Genomic DNA, 23459 nt, shown 5'->3' with positions numbered 1-23459 from the left:
TCATTTCGTGTCATGACACAACTCTTCTTTACCGCTTTCATTTGAAAGTTCCCTGAATATTACCAAGCTACTTAATTCTGAGTGGCTTTTTTATCTCTGTGTTTTATTTAATTCTTATTTGTCAGACATAAAAAAACGCAGATACACTCTGCGTTTTAAGAATTATAAACTCATTAATCTGAATTTTGATTAGTTACTGATGCTTGCCCATAGGTCATATTCATCTGAATGCTCAATTAGGCCTTTTACCACATCACCTGGCTTCAAATTCGTCTCGCCATTTAAGTACACAACACCATCGATTTCAGGGGCATCGGCAAAGGTTCGGCCAATTGCACCTTCTTCATCGACTTCATCAATCAGAATGTCCATCGTCTGACCAACGCGCTGAGCTAAACGGTTTTTACTGATAGCTTGTTGCTTAATCATAAAACGCTCAAAACGATCTTGCATTATCTCTTCAGGAACAGGCTCTGCTAATTCATTCGCTTTAGCCCCTTCGATTGGTGAATATTTGAAACAACCAACTCGGTCCAACTGTGCTTCTTCAAGCCAGTCGAGCAGAATTTGAAAGTCTTCTTCGGTTTCACCCGGAAAACCAACAATAAAGGTTGAGCGAATAACCAGTTCAGGGCAAAGCTCTCGCCATTTTTTAATTCGATCTAAAGTACGCTCAGCTTGACCCGGGCGCTTCATCATTTTCAAGACTCGCGGGCTTGCATGTTGAAATGGAATATCTAAATACGGCAGTAATTTGCCTTCAGCCATCAACGGAATAATGTTATCTACATGCGGATACGGATAGACATAATGTAAACGCACCCAAATACCCAGTTTATTCAATGCCTGACATAAATTAAGCATATCTGTTTTAACCGGCATGCCGTTCCAAAAACCTGTTTTGCCTTTAACATCAACCCCATAAGCACTGGTATCTTGGCTGATGACTAATAGCTCTTTCACGCCTGCTTGCTTTAGACGCTCAGCTTCTTGAAGTACATCACCAATAGGCCTAGAGACTAAATCACCACGCATTGACGGGATAATGCAAAAAGTACAGCGGTGGTTACAACCCTCTGATATTTTTAAGTAGGCATAGTGCTTAGGTGTCAATTTAACACCTTGATCTGGCACTAAACTCATCAACGGATTCATCGGTGGTTGAGGCGCAAACTCATGCACATGTTCCATCACATTTTCATAGGCATGCGGGCCGGTAATACCCAGTACATTTGGGTGAACTTCTCGGATTTCATCTTCTCGTGCGCCAAGACATCCCGTCACAATGACTTTGCCATTTTCTTTGAGGGCTTCACCTATGGTATCTAACGACTCTTGCACCGCGCTATCGATAAAACCACAGGTATTGACGATGACCACATCAGAATCGTGGTAGCTACTGACCACTTCGTACCCTTCAGTTCTTAATTGCGTTAAAATTCGTTCAGAATCAACTAAGTTCTTAGGACAACCTAAACTCACAAAGCCTACCTTAGAACCCGCTTTAGCCTCAATTTTAGCTGAAGACGCCTCTTGGGCAGCCAATGTTTTAGCAGGTGTTTCTAGGGTGGTGGTTTGTTTGGGATTAAAGGTTTCTACTGTCATGGTTTACCTGTTATGTGTGACGCGCAAATGCTGGGGGCGAATTATAGCCTAAACATTGCCATCAAGTAAGCTACTCTCATCAATTTGTCATCATTCCTCACTGAAGGCTGACACCACTTTAAATTGAACTTTATTTATCTATGACTCGTATCTGACAGTATGTTTTAACAATATTGAATTTGATTATGCAATTGGGTGTATTTCCTTTACCTATCTTTTTACTTCCAGGTGGCGTCACTCGCCTGAGGATTTTTGAACCTCGTTACATACGTTTGGTAAAAGAAGCAATCACCCAACAAGGCTTTGCTTTATCAACTTACAACAATGAGCCGCCATACAACAGCTCTGAACATGCTGCTTGGGTTGACATTATCGACTTCTCAACCTTAGAAGATGGTTTGTTGTCTATTGATGTCAAAGCAAAGAGCTTAGTGAGCTTACGTGACTTTACAATCGAGAAAGATCAGCTTAAAAAAGCAACCGCAAAGCAAATTGAACACTGGTCTGCAAAAGAGAACTGTGACAAATCAGCAGCGCTCGCTCAAGAGCTTGAGTCTATTTTTAATGCGAACCCAGATTTTTCTGCGCTCTATCAACAGCATGAATATGACAACCCGAATTGGGTGTGCGCGCGGTTTATAGAGATTTTGCCCTTATCAATACAAAAAAAATACGAATTTATTCAACCAAATAGCTATGGACTCTGCCTAGATTTCTTGCATACTTTGATTATCGGTGAAAAATAGGTGATCTCACTTAACGTTTATACCGTATAGGTAATTATCTAAACTAAACATGTGATTATTATGCAACTGTCTGTCGCAAACGAGGGTCAAGCAACCCCTCGTAAAAAAAGAAATCAAACAATGAGTCCAGAAGAATCACAGCAACTTAAAGATTGGCTAAGTGACATCGCTGTTCATCGCGATAAAGCAGCGTTTTCTCACATCTTTAAGTGGTTTGCGCCAAAAATTATCCGTTTCGGAATTAAGCAGCTCAACACGGAAGCTGCGGCTAACGAGCTGTTACAAGATACAATGAGCAACGTTTGGAGAAAATCCCATTTGTTTGACTCAGACAAAGGCGCAGCGACTACTTGGGTTTACACTATTATGCGTAATGTCTCTTTTGATATGTTACGAAAAGTGCGCTCGCAAAGAGAAGACTTCTTAAGTGATGATATTTGGCCAATTGTTGAAGCGGAAAATGTTGAAGAAGAAGTCTTCAATGACCACTTAATGGAAGGTCAAATAGCTCAATATTTAGAGTTACTTCCAGAGGCACAAAAACAAGTCATTCAAGGGGTTTACTTTCAAGAATTATCCCAAGAGCAGCTTGCTGAACAGCTCAATATTCCCTTAGGCACAGTAAAATCCAGACTTAGGTTAGCTTTAAACAAACTTAAACAGCAACTAGGAGACATCCAATGATTACTTTTCATCCAGAGCATGACCTCCTTTGCCAGTTTGTGGCCGCTGAGTTACCCGCTTCATTAAGCGCCGCTATTTCTATGCATGCAGAGCTTTGTCCGAAGTGTGCAAAAGAAATAGAACAACTTACTTTTCTTGCTTCTGAGCAATTTAGTCAGGTAGATACACAAGAAGACACTTCAATTTCACAAACGGACTACTCAGACCTCAATATTGACGACATGATCAATGCAATTTGCTCTGATATTGCCACAGATACACCTGTTGTTAGTGAATTGCCGCAGGTTGAAATTAAAGGTCAAGTCTATTCATTACCTAGGGCACTGCGTTCAACATCGATGTCTGGCTGGTATAAAATGGGCAAACTGAGCCGCGCTCGGATTGATTTAAACGAAGGGGCCCTTCATGCCAGTTTACTGCACATAGATAAAGAAGGCTCAGTACCACAGCATACTCATAAAGGCTTCGAGCTGACTTTATTATTAGAAGGCAGTTTTAAAGATGAGATGGGCACGTATGTGAAAGGCGATTTTATTATGCTGGATGGTGAACACACTCATAATCCCATTACTGAAAAGGGCTGTTTATGTTTTACAGTGGCGGACGATGCTCTACACTTTACACAAGGATTTTCAAAACTTCTGAATCCGCTTGGTAGTTTTATTTATTAGGATATTCTATGAAAAAGCCCCAATCTGAGATTGTTATAGGAATTAGTGCCTGCGTAGAAGGTCAGCAGGTTCGATTTGATAGAGGGCATAAGAAGTCAGACTTTTGTGTTGATGAACTAGGCAAGCACGTTAAATACCGTGCTTTTTGCCCAGAAGTGGCAATTGGTTTGCCTATTCCGCGCCCGACTATCAGACAAATAAAAAAAGGTGATTTAATTGCTGTCAGTCGCCCTGATGGATCTGGTGATGTCTCTGATTCTTTAACTGCGTATGGTCAAAAAACCGCTCAAGAGATCAGTGAGCTGAGTGGTTTTATTTTCTGCCAAAAAAGTCCAAGTTGTGGCATGGAGCGGGTAAAAGTCTACTACGAACACGGTAAGAGTTCAGAATCCACCGGAGTAGGCCTGTTCGCCAAGGAGATTATGGCGGCAAACCCATTGCTACCATGCGAAGAGAACGGTCGCTTAAACGACTTAGGCTTACGTGAAAACTTTGTGATGCGAGTCTTTACTTATAAACACTGGCAAGATCTTGTCGCTTCTGGTTTAACCAAACACAAAATGATGACTTTTCACAGCGAACATAAATACTTGTTGATGAGCCATCACCTCCCAACCTACAAGTCCCTCGGCCAACTTTTAGCGCGTGCTGATTTAACCGTGGAAGAGATGGCGGATGCATACATTACAGGTTTAATGTTGGGACTCAAACACATTGCGACGCGTAAAACTCATAGCAATACGTTGCAGCATTTACAAGGATATTTCAAGAAACAGCTTGATAAAATGCAAAAGCAAGAATTAGTACAACAGATAGATGATTACAGAGCAGGACTCGTGCCACTACTGGTACCGCTGACACTGATCAATCATTATCTCAAGCAACATCCTAAGGAATATTTAGCTGCGCAGGTGTATTTATCGCCATACCCTCAGGATTTAAAACTGAGGTATGGTTATTGATGAATGTCATTTGGTTTCGCCGCGATTTACGCATTGACGATAATCCGGCTTTAGCTGCAGCAATCCAATCTGGGCCGACACGGGCCCTTTTTATCGCCACGCCTGATCAGTGGCTACAACACGATATGGCGCCCATTCAAGTCGACTTTATCGAACGTCACCTCAATTTACTCGCTAAGCAACTGAGTCAATACAACATCCACTTAGATGTGTTAGTTTCGACGGATTTTAATCAACAAACAGCTGTTTTAAAACAATATTGTTTAGAGCATCAAGTGGAGAATCTTTTTGCTAACGAAGAGCTTGAACTCAATGAACGTCTTCGAGATAAGTCAGTTACAGACTCTGGCATATCACTTCACTTGTTTGAAGCCGATGTGATTGTTCCAAAAGGACAAGTGGTCAATGGCAAAAACGAGATGTATAAGGTCTTCACACCGTTTCGAAATGCATGGTTAAACCAACTGAGAAATCTTGGCATTGGGTTAGCGCCGCACCCAGCAAGTTTGCTAACAAATACTGATGAACCAACGGTGCAGCCAATGATTGAGCTAACTGCTAATAAACAATGCTCAAAAAAATGGCCGTTAGCCGATGTGGTATTAAAAAAAGTCCTGCCGGATTTTATTGAAACAAAACATGCAGATTACAAACAGTACCGAGACTTTCCGGCGCAAAAAGGCACATCAGGATTATCCCCCTATTTAGCCATTGGCGCTATCAGTCCAAAACGATTAGTGATTGAAGTATTACAACACAACCCACATCTGCTTGAAGATCCCAAAGCTGAGTTATTTTGTTGGTTAAATGAACTGGCTTGGCGTGATTTCTACAAACATTTATTGTTTCATGAACCAAACTTAATCAAACATCGTAATTTTCAAGATAAATATGATGCCTTAAACTGGCCAAATAACCCTGATTACTTTGAAGCATGGTGTCAAGGCAAAACAGGCTATCCATTGGTTGATGCTGCAATGCGCCAGTTAACCACAACGGGCTGGATGCATAATCGATTACGTATGGTCGTAGCAAGTTTCCTGACTAAGCACCTATTGGTTGATTGGCGGTTGGGTGAGCAATTTTTTATGCAACACCTGATTGATGGCGATTTTTCAGCGAACAATGGTGGTTGGCAATGGGCAGCGGGTACTGGGTGTGATGCCCAGCCATACTTTCGGGTATTTAACCCAATCACACAAAGCGAAAAATTTGATCCTGATGGCTCTTTCATCCGTAAATATTTACCAGAACTCAATGATATACCAATCAAACATATCCACTTGCCGCAATCATATCTTGCAGCAACCGGTCAGCTAAATTGTTACTGGGACGTCATTGTTGAGCATAAACAAGCCAGAGCAACTGCGCTTGATTTTTATAAGCATCAGCTGGGAAGTACTTAATGGGACAAACCACATCAATTACACTTGAAGCTACCGATAATTCATCATGGTTAGATGAATTTGTCGATGTTTATCAACGCTTAAATAAAGATAACCTTGCCCTACTGACCCGTATTTATCATTTTAATGTTGTATTTGAAGATCCTTTGCATCGTGTTACTGGTCGCAGTGCTTTAACTGAATATTTCGAACACATGTATGCCAATGTTACCAGCATTGAATTTGATATTACCGACCGATTTGTGTCAGGCAATAAAGCGGCTCTGTATTGGACTATGACTTATCAACATAGCCGATTAAATGGAGGTTGCCCAATACGTGTATTAGGTCATTCTCGATTAGAAATGATGGACAAAAAAGTCATCGCCCATCGGGATTACTTTGATTTGGGGCAGTTGTTGTATGAGCACATCCCTTTATATGGCACGACTGTGCGCTGGTTGAAAAAGAAGGCATCCCAATGAAAACTGTGCTCATTACAGGCGCCTCATCTGGTATTGGCCAAGCCTTGTGTGTCGAATACGCATCACTCGGTTATCAAGTCTTTGGAGGTGGTCGAAATCAAGAGCGTTTAGAGGCATTGGCGCAGTCATACCCAAATGTTGTGCCCTTGATTTGTGATTTAACCGATTTAGCAAAGATTCAATCTGCGTCTCAAGAGTTACCAGCGCTAGATTTATTGATTTTAAATGCCGGGAATTGCGAATACATCGATGATCCAATTAATTTTGATGCCCAATTATTTAACCGCGTGATCCAAGCAAACCTTATTTCTGTCGCAAACAGCCTAAGTGTGTGGCTTAAATTAGTTAAACAAGGTGGCACTGTGGCGTTTAATAGCTCAAGTGCGACTTTTTTACCGCTTCCCCGTGCTGAAGCCTACGGCGCATCAAAGGCCGCGGTCAGTTATTTAGCCAACACATTGCGCATCGATTTAAAAAGCAAAGGGATTCATGTGTCCCTTATCCATCCTGGATTTGTTGAAACGCCGTTAACTGAAAAAAACACTTTCCCGATGCCGAGTATCGTCACGGCCGAACAAGCTGCAGTGATAATCCGAAGAGGGCTGGATAAAAACAAAAACGAAATTAATTTTCCCCGCGCATTTATTTTTATAATGAAGCTGATGGCTCATTTACCTAATGTCGTGTGGCAAAAAATTGCATTAAGGATGATTTGAAAATGAAAAATATCGCCATCATCGGCAGCGGAATATCAGGCTTAACCAGCGCTTACCTTTTAAGCAAAGAGCACCAGGTAACCGTTTTCGAAAAAAATGACTATATCGGTGGTCATACTGCCACAAAAGACATCGAGTTAGAGGGCAAACAGTACGCAATTGACACTGGCTTTATTGTTTGTAACGACCGCACTTATCCGAATTTTTTAAAGCTTTTAAGTCAACTTGACGTGCCGTTACAGCCTACTGAAATGAGCTTTAGTGTCATGAACTCAGTCAATGGACTCGAATACAACGGCAACAATCTCAACAGCTTATTCGCTCAACGTCGAAATGTGTTGCGCCCGCAATTTTGGTCACTGATTAATGAAATTCTGAAATTTAACAAACAATGTAAGTCTTTATACGCCAGTAATGACATTGCCCCCCAACTCACTCTTGGCGACTTTTTGACACAACACCAATTTAGCGATTATTTTTGTCAAAATTATATTTTACCGATGGGCGCTGCTATTTGGTCAACCAGCTTAGTTGAAATGAAAGCCTTTCAACTCAGGTTTTTCGTCCAGTTTTTTTATAATCATGGCTTATTAAATGTCAATGATAGACCGCAGTGGTATGTGATACCGGGTGGCTCTCGAGAATATATTTCGCCATTGATTCGACGTTTTAAAGATAACATTGAGTTAAATAGCCAGCTTAACAGTGTTACTCGGGAAAAAGACGGCATCAGGTTAGCATTTAAAGACGGCTCATTACGCCAATTCGACGAAGTGGTGTTTGCTTGTCATTCTGACGAAGCTCTCGCGCTGTTAGCTGATGCGACAGAGGTTGAAAAAAGTGTGTTAGGCGATATTCCTTACAGTAAAAATACCGTTACACTTCACACCGATACAAGCTTATTACCTGTTCGCAAACTCGCATGGGCAAGTTGGAATTATCAGATTAATGAGCATCTTAATCGCCCAGCTTGTGTGACTTATAACATGAATATTTTACAAGGCCTGACTGCTGATCACACATTTTGTGTCACCCTTAATCAATCAGAAGAAATAGACCCGAGTAAAGTCCTCGGTGAATTTATTTACCACCACCCTGTATTTAATCATCAAAGCCTGAGCGCTCAACAGCGCCGTGCTGAAATATGCGGCAGGAATCACACTCATTTTACGGGTGCATATTGGCATAACGGTTTTCATGAAGATGGCGTTCGCAGTGCTGTCGAAATGGCCGAACGATTTGGTATCGCGCTATGATCTTGAACAGTGGTGTGTACAAAGGGCCAATCCGCCACAGGCGCTTTAGCCCAACAGCACACCAATTTAGCTATCAATTATCTATGTTTGTTATTGACTTAGATGAATTGCCCACTTTAAGTGACGCTCACCCATTATTTGGCACTTGTTGGTATCACCCGATTCGTTTTAGAGAAAAAGATTATCTTAAAAATGAACCTGGACAGTTAAAGCAACGTATAGTTAACAAAGTAACTCAATTGGGTGGTCAATGGGATGGGCATAAAGTGGTAATGATTGCACAGTGCCGTAGCCTTGGTCTTTATTTCAGCCCAATAAACTTATTTTATTGTTATGACATTGATGGTTCATGTACTTGGATGCTAGCAGAAGTCAGCAATACACCTTGGAATCAACGTCACTATTATTTGGTTAGCATTAACAGCGATAAGTTAACTGACAAAACATTCCATGTATCGCCATTTATGGCAATGCAAATGAAATACAAGTGGGTGGTGAGTTTACCGACAAGCCGGTTAAACGTTCATATTGAAAATCACCCAGATGATGAAACACACGCAAAAGTATTTGATGCGACGATGGCCTTAACCAAGCAACCATTTGATTGTTTAGCATCGGTACGAACTTGGCTTAGTTTGCCTTTCATGACACTCAAGGTGGTGAGCGGTATTTATTGGCAAGCACTCAAGTTATTTTTAAAACGTGTGCCTTTTGTCCCTTATCAACATCGTTGAGGTAACTATGGAACAAACACAACAACTTGCACTCAATAGCAACATCAGCTGGTTTAATAACAAATGCCGTAAGATTGTATTTGAATTACTCAATCAGTTAGACAATGCGGCCATCGAAATCCATGAAGGGGCTAATTGCCATGTGTTTGGTAACACACGTGCCAACCTCAAAGGTCAAATGCATATCCACGATGTGACCTGTTATATCGACTTCATCAAAGGCGGCAGTATTGCAGCAGCCGAGGGCTACTTAGCTAAAAAATGGACCACTCCTGATTTAACGTCTTTGGTTCGGGTCTTTGCTCGTAGTCAGAAACAACTCGATGAACTCGAACAAAAAGCCGGCGTTGTCGCGAAAATAAAAAATGCGCTGTTGAACTTTAAAAACGCCAACACCCAAAGCGGTTCAAAAAAGAACATTTTAGCGCATTATGATCTTGGCAATGACTTATATACCCGCTTCCTTGATAACTCGATGATGTATTCGTGTGCGTTTTATAAACACCCCGATGATTCATTAGCCCAAGCACAAACAAATAAATTAGCTGCAATCTGTGACAAGCTAGATTTGCAATCAGACGATCATTTAATTGAAATTGGCACTGGCTGGGGAGGCCTCGCCATTTATGCAGCGACCCATTATGGCTGCAAAGTGACCACGACGACGATTTCTGATGCTCAATATGAGTTCGCACAACAAAAAGTTAATGACCTTGGATTAAGTGACAAAATTACCTTGCTTAAAAAAGATTATCGTTTACTGGAAGGTCAGTATGACAAATTAGTCTCAATTGAAATGATTGAAGCGGTTGGCCATTCATTTTTACCGAGTTTTTTCAGTAAGTGTAATTCTCTTCTAAAAGATAACGGAAAAATGCTGATTCAAGCAATCACCATCGCAGATCAACGTTATGATCAATACCGTAAAAGCGTCGACTTTATTCAAAAGTATATTTTTCCAGGCGGATGTTTACCTTCCATTGCGGTGATGAGTGAGCATATTGCTAATCAAACAAATATGATGATCGACAATATCGAGGATATTGGCCTACATTACGCGCGCACCTTATTTGATTGGCGCCAACAGTTCGATAAAAACTGGGAACAAATCCAGCCATTTGGCTATGACGAGCAGTTTAAACGTTTATGGCACTATTACCTATGTTACTGCGAAGGTGCCTTTATTGAGCGGGTCATTAGTACTCATCATATTGTTGCACGCAAACCTAGTTATAAAGACGCTCACGATGAAACCGTTCTTAGTTATTAACTTTATTTTTTTTCAAGTAAGTTGGCTATTGAGTGCCAACTTTACTGACGAAGCAACTGCATTTCTGCTTTTACTTCTTTTATCTCATTTTATTATAAGTCCAAGTAAATTGGCCGATTTAAAAGTGTTAGCTATTGCTGTTATTGGTTGCTTAGTCGATCAAGGATTAATATACGCTCAGGTTATCAATGTTGGCAGTACCGCCATCCCTGCCTGGCTTATTTTACTGTGGTGTTGCTTTGCTGTTTCACTGAATCACTCATTTGCGTGGATGCAAAAATTAGCTGTTCCTTATCTTGTTTGTATTGGCGCGATAAGTGGCCCTGCAAGTTACTACGCTGCCTTATCGCTCCAAGCATTCGATACATCTGTTGCAACAAGCTATTTTTTGATTACATTTGCCATCGCATGGGCCGTATTACTGCCCATGGCCGTCAATTTTAGTCGGGTAAGCACTATGAAAATGATTAAAGAAAATAAGGAGGCATCATGCGTTTAGTTTATTGCTTATTTTCCCTGCTAATTACCTTCCCTCTCTATGCTTCTCCAACGGAGCCGTTGGTTAAAATCGGCGAAGGCGAAATGTCAGTGTTGTTTTGGTCTTTATACAAAGCAGAATTGTATGGTGCATCATCTTCATTTAATCAAAAGGAGCGTCCTTTGGCACTTAAGATTACCTACTTAAGAGACATTAAAAGAGATGATTTAATAGAGGCGACCGAAGAGCAATGGAAAAAAATTGAGCTTACTCATTCGAATATAAAAATATGGTTACAGCAATTAAAAACCATTTGGCCAGACATTAAAAAAAATGATGTACTCACGATTAGAGTCGAAGACAATTTAAGTCATTTTTATCAACAAGACAAATTGATTGGTACCGTCAATGACGCTGATTTTGGACCGGCCTTTATGGCAATTTGGCTATCAGATAACACAACTCGACCTGATTTACGTAGACAACTACTAGGAGCGACATTATGACTCGTTTCATTCGCTTTTTTGTAATTATAGTGTTCCTCAGTGGCTGTAGTAGTCAAACCCTGTCGGATTACCGAACTACCTCACCAAATCTAAGCTTAGAAGCATTTTTTGACGGTGATTTAGTTGCTTACGGGATAGTGCTAGATCGTAGCGGCACCATGATCCGTCGATTTGAAGTGGACCTAAAAGCAAGCTGGAAGGGAAATAAAGGCGAAATAAAAGAATGGTTCACTTTTGATGACGGCGAAAAAACGACCCGTATTTGGCAACTCGAAGCGCTAGGCAATGGCCAATACAAAGGTACTGCAAACGATGTCGTTGGAACTGCTTCAGGCCAAACATCAGGTTCAGCTTTGTATTGGCGTTATGATTTACTGATACCTGTAGATGGCACTGAATATCAAATCACCCTCGATGATTGGATGTATCTCATTGATGAACACCGTCTGTTTAATAAAACTGAACTGACGAAGTTCGGTTTTAAAGTCGGTGAAGTCATTCTTTACATCGAAAAGAGATAATTCATAATGAATGATTGAGTAACAAGCGCGTTAGGTTTCAGGTTGCTCAATCTCATAAATAGATTCACCAATAAGCTCAATTTTCTGCTCTATGATAGTCCGCGCATCATGTAAGCCTTGGTTGTAATAAACCGCACCAAACTCTTGACTGATGAAGTCGAGTAAAAAATCAGCATCAAATTGGCCTAAGTCATAATCAAGCTCTCGTTCAAAATATTTTTGAATTTTATCAATCAGTTGTAATTTTTTATCTTCACTCAGTGTTATTTTCGCCATACGAGCACCTCCCTGGAATAAGCGATTTGTAAAATTGTTCAGCTCTTATTTGCGTTTTAAGGTCAAAGTGCCTTTTTTGGGCTCGCGGATGACCTGACTTTTATCTAGCTTAGCGGACCTATGTTTCGTTTCAGGTGCCTCAGATTGCAGAGGCTTAGTTGATTTTTTAAAATCTGTGCGTTTATTTGGATCGACTGAACGTTCTTCTGTTTTACCCGAATCTTCTATTGCGTCATTGATCAAGGCCATTTCTTTATCGGTTAAATCTCGCCATTGACCAGGACGAAGACCTTTCAAAGTGATATTCATAATACGAGTGCGTTGTAATGTCACCACTTCATAACCAAGAAACTCACACATCCGTCTGATCTGACGATTAAGACCTTGGGTCAAGATAATACTAAATTGGCGCTCACCCGTTTGTTTGACCTTACAACGTTTCGTAACTGTGCCTAAAATTGGAATACCACCCGCCATTTTCTTGATAAACTGGCTATTGATTGGTTTATCAACTTGGACAACATACTCTTTTTCATGGTTATTTCCGGCTCTTAGAATTTTATTAACCATATCCCCTTCATTGGTTAAAAAAATCAAACCTTCAGATGGGCGATCTAATCGGCCAATCGGAAAAATTCTTTCTGAGTGATTGACCGCACGAATAATATTACTTTGAATTTTTCGCTCTGTTGTACACGTTATTCCAACAGGCTTGTTATAGGCAATAAAGACAAATTTCGGTTTATTGTTAAGAGGTCGGCCATCAATCATAACCGTATCATCAGCAGTCACTTTAGTGCCCATTTCTGGCTTGATGCCATTGACCGTCACACGCCCTTCTTCTATATATTTATCAGCTTCACGACGAGAACAAAAACCAGTATCACTGATAAATTTATTTAAGCGGGTCGTTTGACTCATGATGCACTCTCATTACTAGGATAAAAAACCACGCTATTGTAAACGAGCCTTGCCTAAAAGGCTTTATATGCGTCCAAATAATTCCAATAAATCTCTACTAAATCACTTTTAAATCAAAACAACTCAGATATTTATGTGCTAAAACGAGTATTCATCACTAACCTATATAAATAGTAATCACAAATCCCGACTAAAAGGTAATTATGTTTGATATAGACGAGAATGTACTGTCAGATTTAAAAAAAGGATTCAACCTACCGCCTAAACCTGAGTTATTAACCCAGTTACAACAGGCGATTTCGGAACAAGAGCCAAATCTTAATCATATTGCTGATATCGTTAACGGTGACGTAGCAATTGCTGCTGCGGTCATTAAAGTCATTAATTCACCTTTTTATGGCTTAGCTCGAACCGTTACAGATATTAAACAAGCGGTCATGTTCTTAGGACTTGATAGCATCAATCATTTAGTGACAGGATTTTTAATCAAACAAGCGTTTAACCAGTCACAATGCTGTATATCATTAGAACGCTTTTGGGACAGTGCCACTGAAATTGCACATATCGCAACTGTGATCGGTAAAAAAATAAAGTCACGGGTCCCGATTGAGAATTTACATTTAGTGGGCTTATTTCATGACGCTGGGATCCCTGCTATGGCCCTTAAATACCCCGATTACATTCATATTTTAGTAGCATCAAATCGGGACTATCATACTTCTTTAATAGAAAGAGAAGAGAATACCTATCAAACAAACCATGCGGTTATCGGTTATTATTTAGCAACTTCGTGGAATTTACCTACAGATATCTGCCAAATAATCCTGCGACACCATGATCACTCATACCTTACTGGCAATTGTCAGAGCATAAACGAGCTCACGTTCGCAACCTTAAAAATGGCCGAAAATCTGGTTCATATCCAAAAACGATTTGTTGCTTCACCAGATTGGCCATTTGTAAAAGAGGCAGTATTAAAGACTCTAGAGTTAGATGAAAGTGACTACTTAGATATAAAAGAAGACACTGAAGAGTTTTTAAATTGACCAAAATGAAGGTTAATTTAAAAACTAAGAACTGACAATCGTCATAATGCCAGATTGGTACCCGGGCATATCACAAAGAATATCGATACGTTCTGATTTAGGCTTTGCGTATAAAATCTCAAGTTTTGCAAACGATTTAGGCACAAAACTGACACACTTTAAACGTAAATTTTTCCTTGTTTTGCGATCTAAAAAGGCAAAAGCACTACTGTGCATCACTTGTTCACAACCATCTAATATATGCTTACTGATCATTTTATTTGTTAAGTAGTGATCTATCTTTTGAGCCGATAATTCATTTTTTAGCCCACCGAATAAACAGGTAGCGCGAATATCTAAGATAGCAACAGCGCGCACTTTTTGGGTTTCGAGATCTTCAAATAAGGCTAATAAAGCAGGTACTTTCTCATGACTGAATTTTTGAACCGGCAGTTCAGTTAAACTAATTTCTTCATGTAAAAAGCGATGTAACACTTTTTCTAACTGTGAGAGTTTTGGTAACACTAAGGCGCTGCTTTTACTGGTTTGTGTATTGAGGATTTCTTCAGTTTCAAATGCACCTTGCATCAAAGGTAATAAGGCTTTATGTAACGCCGCATCTTCAAATGGTTTACTTAATACAAAACTGGCCCCTTGCTCTAAAGCCAGTTCAATGCGCTCTTCATCACAAACCGTTGTCACAATGCCTATTTTGATTGGTAATTCACGCTTTTTGACTTCAATTAACAACTCTAAACCAGACATATTTGGCATATGCCAATCACTTAACACAATATCGGGCTGCCATTGACCAATGGATTCCAGTGCTTCGATACCATCATTCGCTTGTTTTATTTTGAGTTGTTTATAACCGAACTGTTCAAGCCCTCGGCGAACAATGGCTTGCATGGCAACACTGTCATCAACGATCAGAATTTTCACTTAACACCTACTCCTACCAGGATCAGCGACATAAATTGTACTGATTTATGATTATAGGCACTATTTTGTAATCCAGCTAAACTAAAGTTCAGTACAAACAGTTAATTATGACCGTTTCAGATATTAAGCGCGGAGAAACTATGCTACCAGATAAAGTACTCGAGATTTTAGCATTCGATTTAGGCCTCCTCATAATGAGTGGTTGGTTTTTGATATTATTATTCATGTTTAGAGAATTTCGCTTTGTCACCAGTGCTGTAAATCGCCTAACGGGTCAGTTTCCTGAAAATAACCAACAGATTGCGTTATGCCAACAATCAGTGAATGAAGCCCTTGATTCTGTTAATAGCCACACAGAGACGCTCAATCAATTGACCAATGTCCATGAAATTCTTGAAGCGCAACTAAGAGACTTACACCAAAGTCAATCGGTGAATAACAATAAAGAGGATGAAGAGAAAATCGTAAAACTCGAAAAAGAACTCGATCGTTCAAATGCACTGATAAAAAAATTAAAAGGTGAATTAATCAGCAGTAAAAAGCGCTTAGAACATACTAAAACCAAACTCTATCAGCAATATGATGCTGTCGAAGCGTTGCAACGAGAAAACAAACAATTTATGAGCGAAAACGATCAGCTTGTCGCACAAATAGAGAACGATGAAGAAAAATTGCAACTCGAAAAACAAATCAATCGTTATTCAAGTCAACAAACGCAGTTGGTGGAATTAGCCAGTGATTATAAAGCAAAACTTGCCAAACAAAGCAAAGAGCTCAATTATTTACGTCAAAAGAATCAACAACTTTCTAATGTTAACAATGTTGAAAGCACAGCAAAACTTGATGAAAAAATCATTCAATTAGAGCAACAAGTCAGAGCAGCACAAGACAAAGCGACTCAAATTGAAACAGAAAAACAATTTTTAGAAAGTAAATTTATCGAAGCCGTCACTGAACTTGATAAACTAAGAAGTTAAGCGGGCAACTTAGTGTTAATTACCCGCGAAGTCCCGATAGATTAAATCAATGCAGCTAACATTTCTTCACTATATGGTGTCAGCTCTTGTTGCTGCTTTACACGTTCAACATAATCAGGGTTTGCGATTAATGGACGGCCAATGGCCACTAAATCAAAGTCATTGTTTCCAATTGCAGCGGCAGCAGATTGGGGGGTAAATCCACCGACACCGACTAACGCACCGGTGTAATTGTCACGTAAATAACGAGAAATACGCCCGCCTAAATAATCAAACTCCATCGCGTCATCAAAAATGCCACCGTGTAAATAAGCCAAATTTCGTATTGATAACTGTGCAAGCAGATAATCAAATACATTGCGATCCCGAGCATCTGCTTCCATATTAAAGTATGCACCAGGGGAGACTCTGATAGCAGTCCGTTCGGCACCAATTGCCGTGATCACAGCATCAACAACCGCTAATGGGAATCGCGACATGTTACTTGGCGTTTGTCCATACTCATCAGTTCGATGATTACTCGAGTAATGCAAAAATTGGTCTATCAAATAGCCATTGGCGCCATGCAGCTCTACACCGTCAAAGCCAGCTTCAATAGCATTTTCTGCGGCTTTAGCATAATCATAGATAAGAGAATCAATGTCACTCTGGGTCACAGCTTTAGGTGTTTGATAAGTCAGCTCTCGCATTCTTGGTACTGATCCTTCAATGCCAATCGCAGAAGGTGCTAACACATCCCCTCCCCCAAAAAAATGGGGATGAGCAACTCGTCCAACATGCCACAACTGCGCAAAAATTTTACCACCATTGTTATGGACTGCCTCAGTGACCTTGCGCCAGCCTTGTATTTGCTTCGATGTAAACAAGCCCGGTGTATTTGGGTAACCTTGTCCATCAGGACGGATAATAATTGCCTCAGAGATAATCAAACCTGTACCAGCTCGTTTTTGGTAATAATCGGCCATCGCTTGTGTTGGCACTAAGTTATCGTCGGCCATACAACGTGTTAAAGGTGCCATCAGAATGCGATTTTTGAGTGTTAGACCTGAGCTTAGGGTAAAAGGAGTAAATAAAATATCTTGCATGTTGACTGTCCTATTTTGAATGTTCATTCAAGATACTTATTATTGAATGATCATTCAAGTACTTTTTTGAACGTTTATTCAATTTGAGGTATAGTCACACTGCTAACATAAGAGATCCACTGATGCGTAATGCCGAATTTGATAAACAAGCTGTATTAAGACATGCCATGAATACCTTTATGGAATATGGCTATGCTAAAACGAGTATGCAAAAGCTCACGCAGGCAACCGGACTCCACCCTGGTTCGATTTACTGCGCATTTGGTAATAAACAAGGGCTGCTTTTACAAGCCATTGCTCAGTACCAACAGGATAAGAATGAAGAGTTTTTAAGTTTTTTTACCAACACTGCCACCGTTATTGACAACTTGTCAGCCTATTTGCATCACATTGTTGAGCAATGCACTCGGTGTGATACGTCCAAAGTGTGTTTATTATCAAAAACACTGAGCGAAGTATCCGGTCACGATCCGACTATCATGTCTGTTCTCACCGATAATATTGAGATTTATCAACAAGCCTTAACAGCTCAGTTTTCACAAGCAATAGATAATAAAGAAATCACTTCTGATAAATCTGCGCAAGAATTGGCGCAATTTTTTGCGATGGGCATTTATGGGCTTCGTACCTATTCACAAAGTCACCCTGATCCAGAGGTGCTTGCTAGGCTTGCACAACAATTATTGGCCTGTGTCTGCCAGCGTTGATGAGTTACCCCACAATCCTCTGTAGAGAGACAACGAAGCTTGGTCTATGCTTGACTGTAATGGAAATAAGGCAAGTTCAACATGGCAAATAACGCGTTTAATGAATCAAGTTACATAAAAACACTGAAGCAAATCATAACTGCAATTCACAATAACAGCACACTTGAAGATTCTATTTATCATCAAGCTATTAATTATTTCAACACTCAAGAAGACGCCTCAGACCAACTTCACCAACGCCATCAAGCGTTGAATGAGGCACTGAGTAAAAAAGAGCAAGCGGCGAAAACCACAAAAAATGCCGAAACGGCAATAAAACAGGCCAAACAAGCACTCAAAAAGCAGCAAAAGATTCAAAGTGAAGCACGACTACAACGCTTAGCGCAGCTAAAACAGGTCGCATTGAATATTATCGATTTATGCTATGGTGATTCGTTATCAGATACCAATACACGCTTTGCAAAATGTTTAGGTGCGCAATTACTTTTAGTCCCAACACAACGAAAACAGGCAGTCCGATATAACCACCTCAGTAAGCACCTTTATCGAGCTGTGCTGAGTTTAAAGCTGTTTGATCAATTACTGGCTGAAGGGTTTATCAAAAACAAGTTTGTACTGGAATGCTACCAACACTCATTAGAACAAGGCAGCAATCAATTTAAAGAGTGTATCCAAATACCCTTAGTCATGGTCTCTTTATTACTTGATGTGGGTAATTTTCATCCTGAATCCATCACCATTTTAAAAGGACCAGAAGGCAAGCTTGATGAGTTACGCGCGCTTGACAATGAAGAACGTATCGCCCTGCTAAAAATAAATTATCAACAAACCATCAATTATTTAATTGAAGGACTTGGCGCCGATCAATACATAGGGAACTCTAAAGCAGAAAAAGCAGAGTTTGATGAATTAGAGCAACAGAAAATCATTTTTATCAAAGATTTACTCTTAAAGGCGGTCAACCCGCAACAAGGGATTGGTAATGTGATTAAAATCCCTCAAGTTTACACATCTATTGTTATGTCGAGTAAACTCAACTTTGCTTATACCACAGTGCCTAAAGCTTTTTTAATACTCGATAAAGGGGTGGAGCATGGCAGCCACAGTCAAATAGCCGTTAATACATTATTGAAAATTACAGGTATCTATCCGCAAGGTTTTGGGATCACGTATATTCCCAAAGATGATACTGGTTACGATTTGCCAAGATATGAGTATGCGATTGTTAATCGCTTATATCCTGAGGATCCCCACGTTCCTATTTGCCGAATTGTGACACGTAATCTTACTTTTATTTCATCTGGGGATGATACTGCCGTGCCAGCGACACAAAATCTCTATTATCCAGCCAACAGAAAAAAACTAGAAAAAATATCACCGCAGCGATTAAAAGAAATATTAAGTCAGCTTTGGTCTAACTTTGAGCAACGCCAAGAAGAAATGGAACTTGTGCCGCAGTGTTGGCAACCTCATGAATATTTCAGTTATGCTAAGCACCAGAATTTATGGAATAAAACAGTCCTGTAGGACTGTTCCCTCCCAAGCAAGTCTCGGTGATGATTTCAGTCCACCTCTAGCCCAGCAGCAGAACTTGCCTTGGGCTATTCAATGGTTAACCCAGATAATAATGCCATCCGCATTGATACTTATTGCCTACCCATTGAAATTCTTTAACTCTGCCATCGTGAAACTAGCCACTGACACGAGCTTTATTATCCAGCATTTAATTTATATGCATCCACATTAATCAAAATCACAGTGGTCCATAGCAGGCAACAAACTTTTTGAGCCAGCAAAAAGCTCACTGGCAATAATTGCCCGATAAGACACTGAGCCTAACATAACTTGGTTAAGCCAAGAGTGGTAATGAGCAATCCGTGTAAAGGATTGATGTTCATCAGCGCTTAATTGTGTGTTGGTGAGTCCAACTAACCGTGCACCTTTTGGATCATCAGTAAATAATAATCGCAGTGCGTTTGAGTCAGTTAAACTCTTAAATACAAGGGATTGGTCATTGTGGATTGTCAATAACCCCCCATCAATTAACAGGGGTTGATCCAGTTGGTAGTAGTGATTATTGTTGCTTGATTGCGTGTCAGTGTGCCCTGCATAAAGGTAGGTGATAAGAGCGTGCTCTTTTTTACGCTGCTGAAGAATCACGGGGGTTTGCGTTTTATTTTTTTCGGTTAATTCAATTAGAGCAATGTCATGACCGCGTTTATGCTGAAAATCAGGCTCTAAATATATCTGCTTAATATTCATGGTTTGTTGATTGAGAGTCAAAGCCGATTGGGGTGTTAAACATTGTGCCATGCTCGCCGTTGTGACTACCCATTGCTCCTCAATTAATACGCCCACTACATTTTTTTGCGCTAAACGCACCAATGCCTGTTCAATGTAATTATTGCTTAATTGATCGTTTGATGGCACCAATACCGAAGTCGCAGCCGATGTATAACCAACAAAGAGTAATAAAAAAAAACTTAATTTATTCATAACAAACCAAAAATGTAGATCAATGAATACTGAGCATAACAAGGAACGCTTTCAATAAAAGCGATATACGACGAAAAGAAGGCTCAACGGATATGTTGAGCCTGATATTTACTTGTAAAGACGGTTTATATAGTCATTGGCACTGTCAAACCAACTAAAACGTGTGGCTTTAGCTTTTTCAACCATCTGTTGCCACTTATTAGGCTGTTCTGAAAAAGTTGTTAAGGCGAGATTAAATACTGCTTTGAGCTGCGCAGTTTGGGCACCTAATGAATCACCATTAAATACAAAGCCATTTTCCATATGTGTAATGGTATCTTTGAGCCCGCCGACACCATTGACTAAACAAGGCTGTCCCGCTCGAAGGGCTAGCATTTGGCTGATCCCACACGGTTCAAACGAACTAGGCATCAAAAATAAATCGCCGATTGGGTATAAGCTATCGCTTAACGATTGACCATAACCATTCAGGAACACGATATTAGTGTGTTGACCCATTAATCGCATAAATTCATTTTCAATCTGGCTGTCACCACTTCCCAAAATAATCATCCGACCATTAACGTCAGCTAAATCATCAAGTAGTTCATCCATTACAGAATGACCATGGGTGCGTTGTCGTAATAACAACACCTTTTGATCGGTTAACCGCCCGATTGATGTCACTAATGGGCCCACTTGAGTACCCGCTTCAAGCCATTGTTTGATAAGCTCATTGGCCAAGTAATGTACTGTTTTTAGCTGAGCGTCGCGGCTCAACCAGCGCAAAACATGTTGCTGAGCATCAATTAAAAACGAAACTAACTCAGTTTTATCAGCAGCCGGTAAATCATATTCGCATCCATTAATAATCCCAATTAAACGACCTTGATGTTCAGCCTCGTTTAAATCACTTTCTAAACCTTCGCCACCAAAATAACCTTGTTGGTGGTTACTCGGCTGCAAGATTTCTTTGGCATAGGTATCGGATACAACATGTACTTTATCGGCTAAGTTAATTGCAGCCCGCATCGGATTAAAACAATGTTGATAACGGGGATCGCAAATAACTTGGCCATCGTAACTCAGAGATGGAAACCACGTTTCAAGGGATGAGTCATCATGAGCAAAAGGTCGAATGCCTTGCAAAGCAATATTATGAACAGTAAAGACTTGTTTAATATGCTGAAGACTTTGATAACGTTCGCTAAAACGTATCAATACGCTCGTCACCGCACTGTGCCAATCATGCAAATGCAACACATCTGGGATTGCCAACTGACCTAACTTTAAAGCCTCAGCAACAGCGGCATTAAACAACGCATATTTACTGGCATCGCGCGCAAAAGGGCGATTATCATTGTCATTGAGGTAAACACCTCCTCCTTGATTAAACAACGGATGGCAGAGCACGTACTGGGTTACACCGAAATCATCAACATCAAGCTTGTTCAACACCACCTGTTCTAGACGCCCTTGAAATGGCACGTTAAACGTTTGGCTTAAAATGATTGGGTAGTGATCACTAAAATAATTGTAATCAGGGATCACCACGCTTACTTGTAGACCTTGTTTGACTAACGCACGAGGTGCATCACGAACAACATCAGCAACCCCGCCTACTTTTGCGCCCTTAATAGCGTCATTTTCAGACGCTATCATTAATATCTGCATTACGTTACGACTTCCTTTTACGTTAAATTACTTCTGCTTGCTTATGTTCTGACACTTGATATTGCTCAGCTTGTTTTTGTTTAGTCGCTAAAGCCGACAACATATCACGTGTTACCAGCACGATCCCTTTTTTAGAGACTCTAAAACCATTGGCGATATCTTGCTCAACATCATAGCCAATGCACATATCGGCAGGTATTTCGCAACTACGGTCAATAATCGCACGGCGAATACGACTGTTTCTGCCTACAATCACTCCTGGCAATAACACAGCTTCTTCAATTGTGCAGTACGAATGAACATGAACCTTTGAAAATAATAATGATTTTCGCACCGTAGAACCAGAAATAATACACCCACCTGACACCGTAGAGTCAACAGCCATGCCACGTCGCTCATCGTTATCAAACACAAATTTTGCCGGAGCAAGTTGCTCTTGATAGGTCCAAATAGGCCAAGATGCATCGTATAAATCCAATTGCGGCTCTGGTGTCACTAATTCCATATTCGCTTCCCAAAAAGAGTCCAATGTCCCAACATCACGCCAATAAGGCTGTCCATGCTGGCTGGGATCACTAAAGGGAAATGCAAATACATTGTGCTCTTCAATGATGGCAGGAATGATGTCATGACCAAAATCACGCCCAGATCCTTCACGCTCGGCATCATTTTTTAGCTGCTCAAACAAAAACTCAGTATTAAATACATAATTGCCCATTGAGGCTAAACACTGATCCGGTTTACCTGGAATAGCCGAAGGCTCTTGAGGTTTTTCATCAAAGCGTTTGACACGGTTGTCGCCATCAACTGTCATCACCCCAAAGGTACCCGCAGCTTCTTCACGCGGCACTTCAATGCAACAAACTGTCATGTCCGCGCCTGTTTCTACATGCTTGGCAAGCAGCGCACCATAATCCATACGATACACATGATCCCCTGATAAAATCATCACATATTTAGGGAGCTCATGCCGGATAATATCCATATTTTGGAACACCGCATCGGCTGTACCACAATACCACTCATCACCATAACGTTGAGATGCAGGTAAAATCTCGACCGATTCACCGAGCTCTTTTTTAAAATGTCCCCATGCACGATTGACATGGCGAATTAATGAGTGTGATTTATATTGTGTTGCGATCCCGACACGACGGATCCCAGAATTAATACAGTTAGAAAGTGGAAAATCGATAATTCTGAATTTCCCCCCAAAATACACCGCGGGTTTAGCGCGCCAGTCGGTTAGCTCATGTAAGCGAGAACCGCGTCCACCGGCCAAAATTAACGCATAGGTTTCACGCGTTAAATTACTAATATAACGATTTGCATAACTAGGCATAAAAACTTCTCCATAA

Annotated in this window: 25 protein-coding genes; 17 read left to right on the top strand and 8 right to left on the bottom strand. The window is 40.4% G+C overall.

From position 1 onward, the window contains the following. Positions 1–189 precede the first annotated feature (189 nt). A complete protein-coding gene (rimO, locus tag PULV_RS21365) occupies positions 190–1605 on the bottom strand; it encodes a 30S ribosomal protein S12 methylthiotransferase RimO (protein WP_086743452.1) in 1416 nt (471 codons plus the stop codon). A 185-nt stretch (positions 1606–1790) separates the two neighbouring features. On the opposite strand from rimO, the gene PULV_RS21360 reads away from it, so the two are divergent. The 13 genes from PULV_RS21360 to PULV_RS21300 are packed head-to-tail and all read left to right on the top strand — an operon-like array spanning position 1791 to position 12019. Beyond that, positions 1791–2351 (top strand): LON peptidase substrate-binding domain-containing protein, encoded by a 561-nt coding sequence (locus tag PULV_RS21360; RefSeq protein ID WP_086743453.1) that lies wholly within the window; start codon positions 1791–1793, stop codon positions 2349–2351. A 60-nt stretch (positions 2352–2411) separates the two neighbouring features. Further along, a complete protein-coding gene (locus tag PULV_RS21355; RefSeq protein ID WP_086743454.1) occupies positions 2412–3035 on the top strand; it encodes a sigma-70 family RNA polymerase sigma factor in 624 nt (207 codons plus the stop codon). Beyond that, positions 3032–3706: a ChrR family anti-sigma-E factor gene (locus PULV_RS21350; protein ID WP_193332617.1), complete on the top strand. Its 675-nt coding sequence runs from the start codon at positions 3032–3034 to the stop codon at positions 3704–3706. The genes PULV_RS21355 and PULV_RS21350 overlap by 4 nt, the downstream gene beginning before the upstream one ends. An 8-nt stretch (positions 3707–3714) precedes the next feature. Beyond that, positions 3715–4668, top strand: a complete 954-nt coding sequence (locus PULV_RS21345; protein WP_193332616.1) for a YbgA family protein — start codon at positions 3715–3717, stop codon at positions 4666–4668. Continuing rightward, complete coding sequence (gene phrB / locus PULV_RS21340; RefSeq protein WP_227009479.1) at positions 4668–6074, top strand: deoxyribodipyrimidine photo-lyase; 1407 nt, start codon at positions 4668–4670, stop codon at positions 6072–6074. Before PULV_RS21345 ends, phrB begins: the two co-directional genes overlap by 1 nt. Next, a complete protein-coding gene (locus tag PULV_RS21335) occupies positions 6074–6538 on the top strand; it encodes a nuclear transport factor 2 family protein (RefSeq protein WP_193332614.1) in 465 nt (154 codons plus the stop codon). Before phrB ends, PULV_RS21335 begins: the two co-directional genes overlap by 1 nt. Further along, entirely contained in the window at positions 6535–7254 is a 720-nt protein-coding gene (locus PULV_RS21330; protein ID WP_193332613.1) for an SDR family NAD(P)-dependent oxidoreductase, read from the top strand. The genes PULV_RS21335 and PULV_RS21330 overlap by 4 nt, the downstream gene beginning before the upstream one ends. A gap of 2 nt (positions 7255–7256) precedes the next feature. Then, positions 7257–8510 carry an NAD(P)/FAD-dependent oxidoreductase gene (locus tag PULV_RS21325; RefSeq protein WP_193332612.1) on the top strand — a complete coding sequence of 418 codons (1254 nt, stop codon included), beginning with the start codon at positions 7257–7259 and terminating at the stop codon, positions 8508–8510. Then, positions 8507–9244 carry a DUF1365 domain-containing protein gene (locus PULV_RS21320; RefSeq protein WP_086743461.1) on the top strand — a complete coding sequence of 246 codons (738 nt, stop codon included), beginning with the start codon at positions 8507–8509 and terminating at the stop codon, positions 9242–9244. The genes PULV_RS21325 and PULV_RS21320 overlap by 4 nt, the downstream gene beginning before the upstream one ends. Before the next feature lie 7 nt (positions 9245–9251). Beyond that, entirely contained in the window at positions 9252–10514 is a 1263-nt protein-coding gene (locus PULV_RS21315) for an SAM-dependent methyltransferase (RefSeq protein WP_193332611.1), read from the top strand. Next, positions 10492–11013, top strand: a complete 522-nt coding sequence (locus PULV_RS21310; protein ID WP_086743463.1) for a DUF2878 domain-containing protein — start codon at positions 10492–10494, stop codon at positions 11011–11013. Before PULV_RS21315 ends, PULV_RS21310 begins: the two co-directional genes overlap by 23 nt. Then, positions 11004–11498 (top strand): chalcone isomerase family protein, encoded by a 495-nt coding sequence (locus PULV_RS21305; protein WP_193332610.1) that lies wholly within the window; start codon positions 11004–11006, stop codon positions 11496–11498. The genes PULV_RS21310 and PULV_RS21305 overlap by 10 nt, the downstream gene beginning before the upstream one ends. Continuing rightward, a complete protein-coding gene (locus PULV_RS21300) occupies positions 11495–12019 on the top strand; it encodes a DUF3833 domain-containing protein (protein ID WP_086743465.1) in 525 nt (174 codons plus the stop codon). Before PULV_RS21305 ends, PULV_RS21300 begins: the two co-directional genes overlap by 4 nt. A 30-nt stretch (positions 12020–12049) precedes the next feature. Here the strand turns inward: PULV_RS21300 and PULV_RS21295 are convergent, their stop codons facing one another. Then, positions 12050–12295, bottom strand: coding sequence for a DUF2164 domain-containing protein (locus PULV_RS21295; RefSeq protein WP_086743466.1), 246 nt, complete (start codon positions 12293–12295; stop codon positions 12050–12052). A 45-nt stretch (positions 12296–12340) separates the two neighbouring features. Next, positions 12341–13216, bottom strand: coding sequence for a 23S rRNA pseudouridine(2604) synthase RluF (rluF, locus tag PULV_RS21290; protein WP_086743467.1), 876 nt, complete (start codon positions 13214–13216; stop codon positions 12341–12343). Between the two features lie 203 nt (positions 13217–13419). Between rluF and PULV_RS21285 the strand changes: the two genes are divergently transcribed. Continuing rightward, positions 13420–14262 carry an HDOD domain-containing protein gene (locus tag PULV_RS21285; RefSeq protein ID WP_086743468.1) on the top strand — a complete coding sequence of 281 codons (843 nt, stop codon included), beginning with the start codon at positions 13420–13422 and terminating at the stop codon, positions 14260–14262. 24 nt (positions 14263–14286) lie between these two features. Here the strand turns inward: PULV_RS21285 and PULV_RS21280 are convergent, their stop codons facing one another. Continuing rightward, on the bottom strand, positions 14287–15183 hold the full coding sequence (locus tag PULV_RS21280; protein WP_086743469.1) for a response regulator: 897 nt from the start codon (positions 15181–15183) through the stop codon (positions 14287–14289). A gap of 107 nt (positions 15184–15290) precedes the next feature. Here PULV_RS21280 and PULV_RS21275 point away from each other — a divergent pair, with 107 nt between their 5' ends. After that, complete coding sequence (locus PULV_RS21275) at positions 15291–16160, top strand: hypothetical protein (RefSeq protein ID WP_193332609.1); 870 nt, start codon at positions 15291–15293, stop codon at positions 16158–16160. Between the two features lie 41 nt (positions 16161–16201). On the opposite strand, the gene PULV_RS21270 is transcribed toward PULV_RS21275, so the two are convergent. Further along, the gene (locus tag PULV_RS21270; protein WP_193332608.1) at positions 16202–17245 is read right to left on the bottom strand and encodes an alkene reductase; all 1044 of its coding nucleotides are present in this window, start codon (positions 17243–17245) and stop codon (positions 16202–16204) included. A 122-nt stretch (positions 17246–17367) separates the two neighbouring features. On the opposite strand from PULV_RS21270, the gene PULV_RS21265 reads away from it, so the two are divergent. Continuing rightward, positions 17368–17952 carry a TetR/AcrR family transcriptional regulator gene (locus PULV_RS21265; RefSeq protein WP_086743472.1) on the top strand — a complete coding sequence of 195 codons (585 nt, stop codon included), beginning with the start codon at positions 17368–17370 and terminating at the stop codon, positions 17950–17952. Positions 17953–18033: 81 nt separating this feature from the next. Beyond that, positions 18034–19479, top strand: coding sequence for a hypothetical protein (locus PULV_RS21260; RefSeq protein WP_193332607.1), 1446 nt, complete (start codon positions 18034–18036; stop codon positions 19477–19479). A 216-nt stretch (positions 19480–19695) separates the two neighbouring features. Here PULV_RS21260 and PULV_RS21255 read toward each other — a convergent pair whose 3' ends face one another. The 3 genes from PULV_RS21255 to glgC all read right to left on the bottom strand — a co-directional run bounded on the left by PULV_RS21255 (position 19696) and on the right by glgC (position 23443). Continuing rightward, the gene (locus PULV_RS21255; RefSeq protein ID WP_193332606.1) at positions 19696–20448 is read right to left on the bottom strand and encodes a trypsin-like serine protease; all 753 of its coding nucleotides are present in this window, start codon (positions 20446–20448) and stop codon (positions 19696–19698) included. Between the two features lie 108 nt (positions 20449–20556). Then, positions 20557–22101, bottom strand: a complete 1545-nt coding sequence (locus tag PULV_RS21250; protein WP_193332605.1) for a glycogen synthase — start codon at positions 22099–22101, stop codon at positions 20557–20559. A 22-nt stretch (positions 22102–22123) separates the two neighbouring features. Further along, positions 22124–23443 (bottom strand): glucose-1-phosphate adenylyltransferase, encoded by a 1320-nt coding sequence (glgC, locus tag PULV_RS21245; protein ID WP_193332604.1) that lies wholly within the window; start codon positions 23441–23443, stop codon positions 22124–22126. Between the last annotated feature and the right edge of the window lie 16 nt (positions 23444–23459).

This window comes from Pseudoalteromonas ulvae UL12 (assembly GCF_014925405.1).
GTDB classification, from domain to species: domain Bacteria; phylum Pseudomonadota; class Gammaproteobacteria; order Enterobacterales; family Alteromonadaceae; genus Pseudoalteromonas; species Pseudoalteromonas ulvae.
The sequence above is the reverse complement of the archived record's forward strand: the minus strand, read 5'-3'. Positions and strand labels throughout refer to the sequence as shown.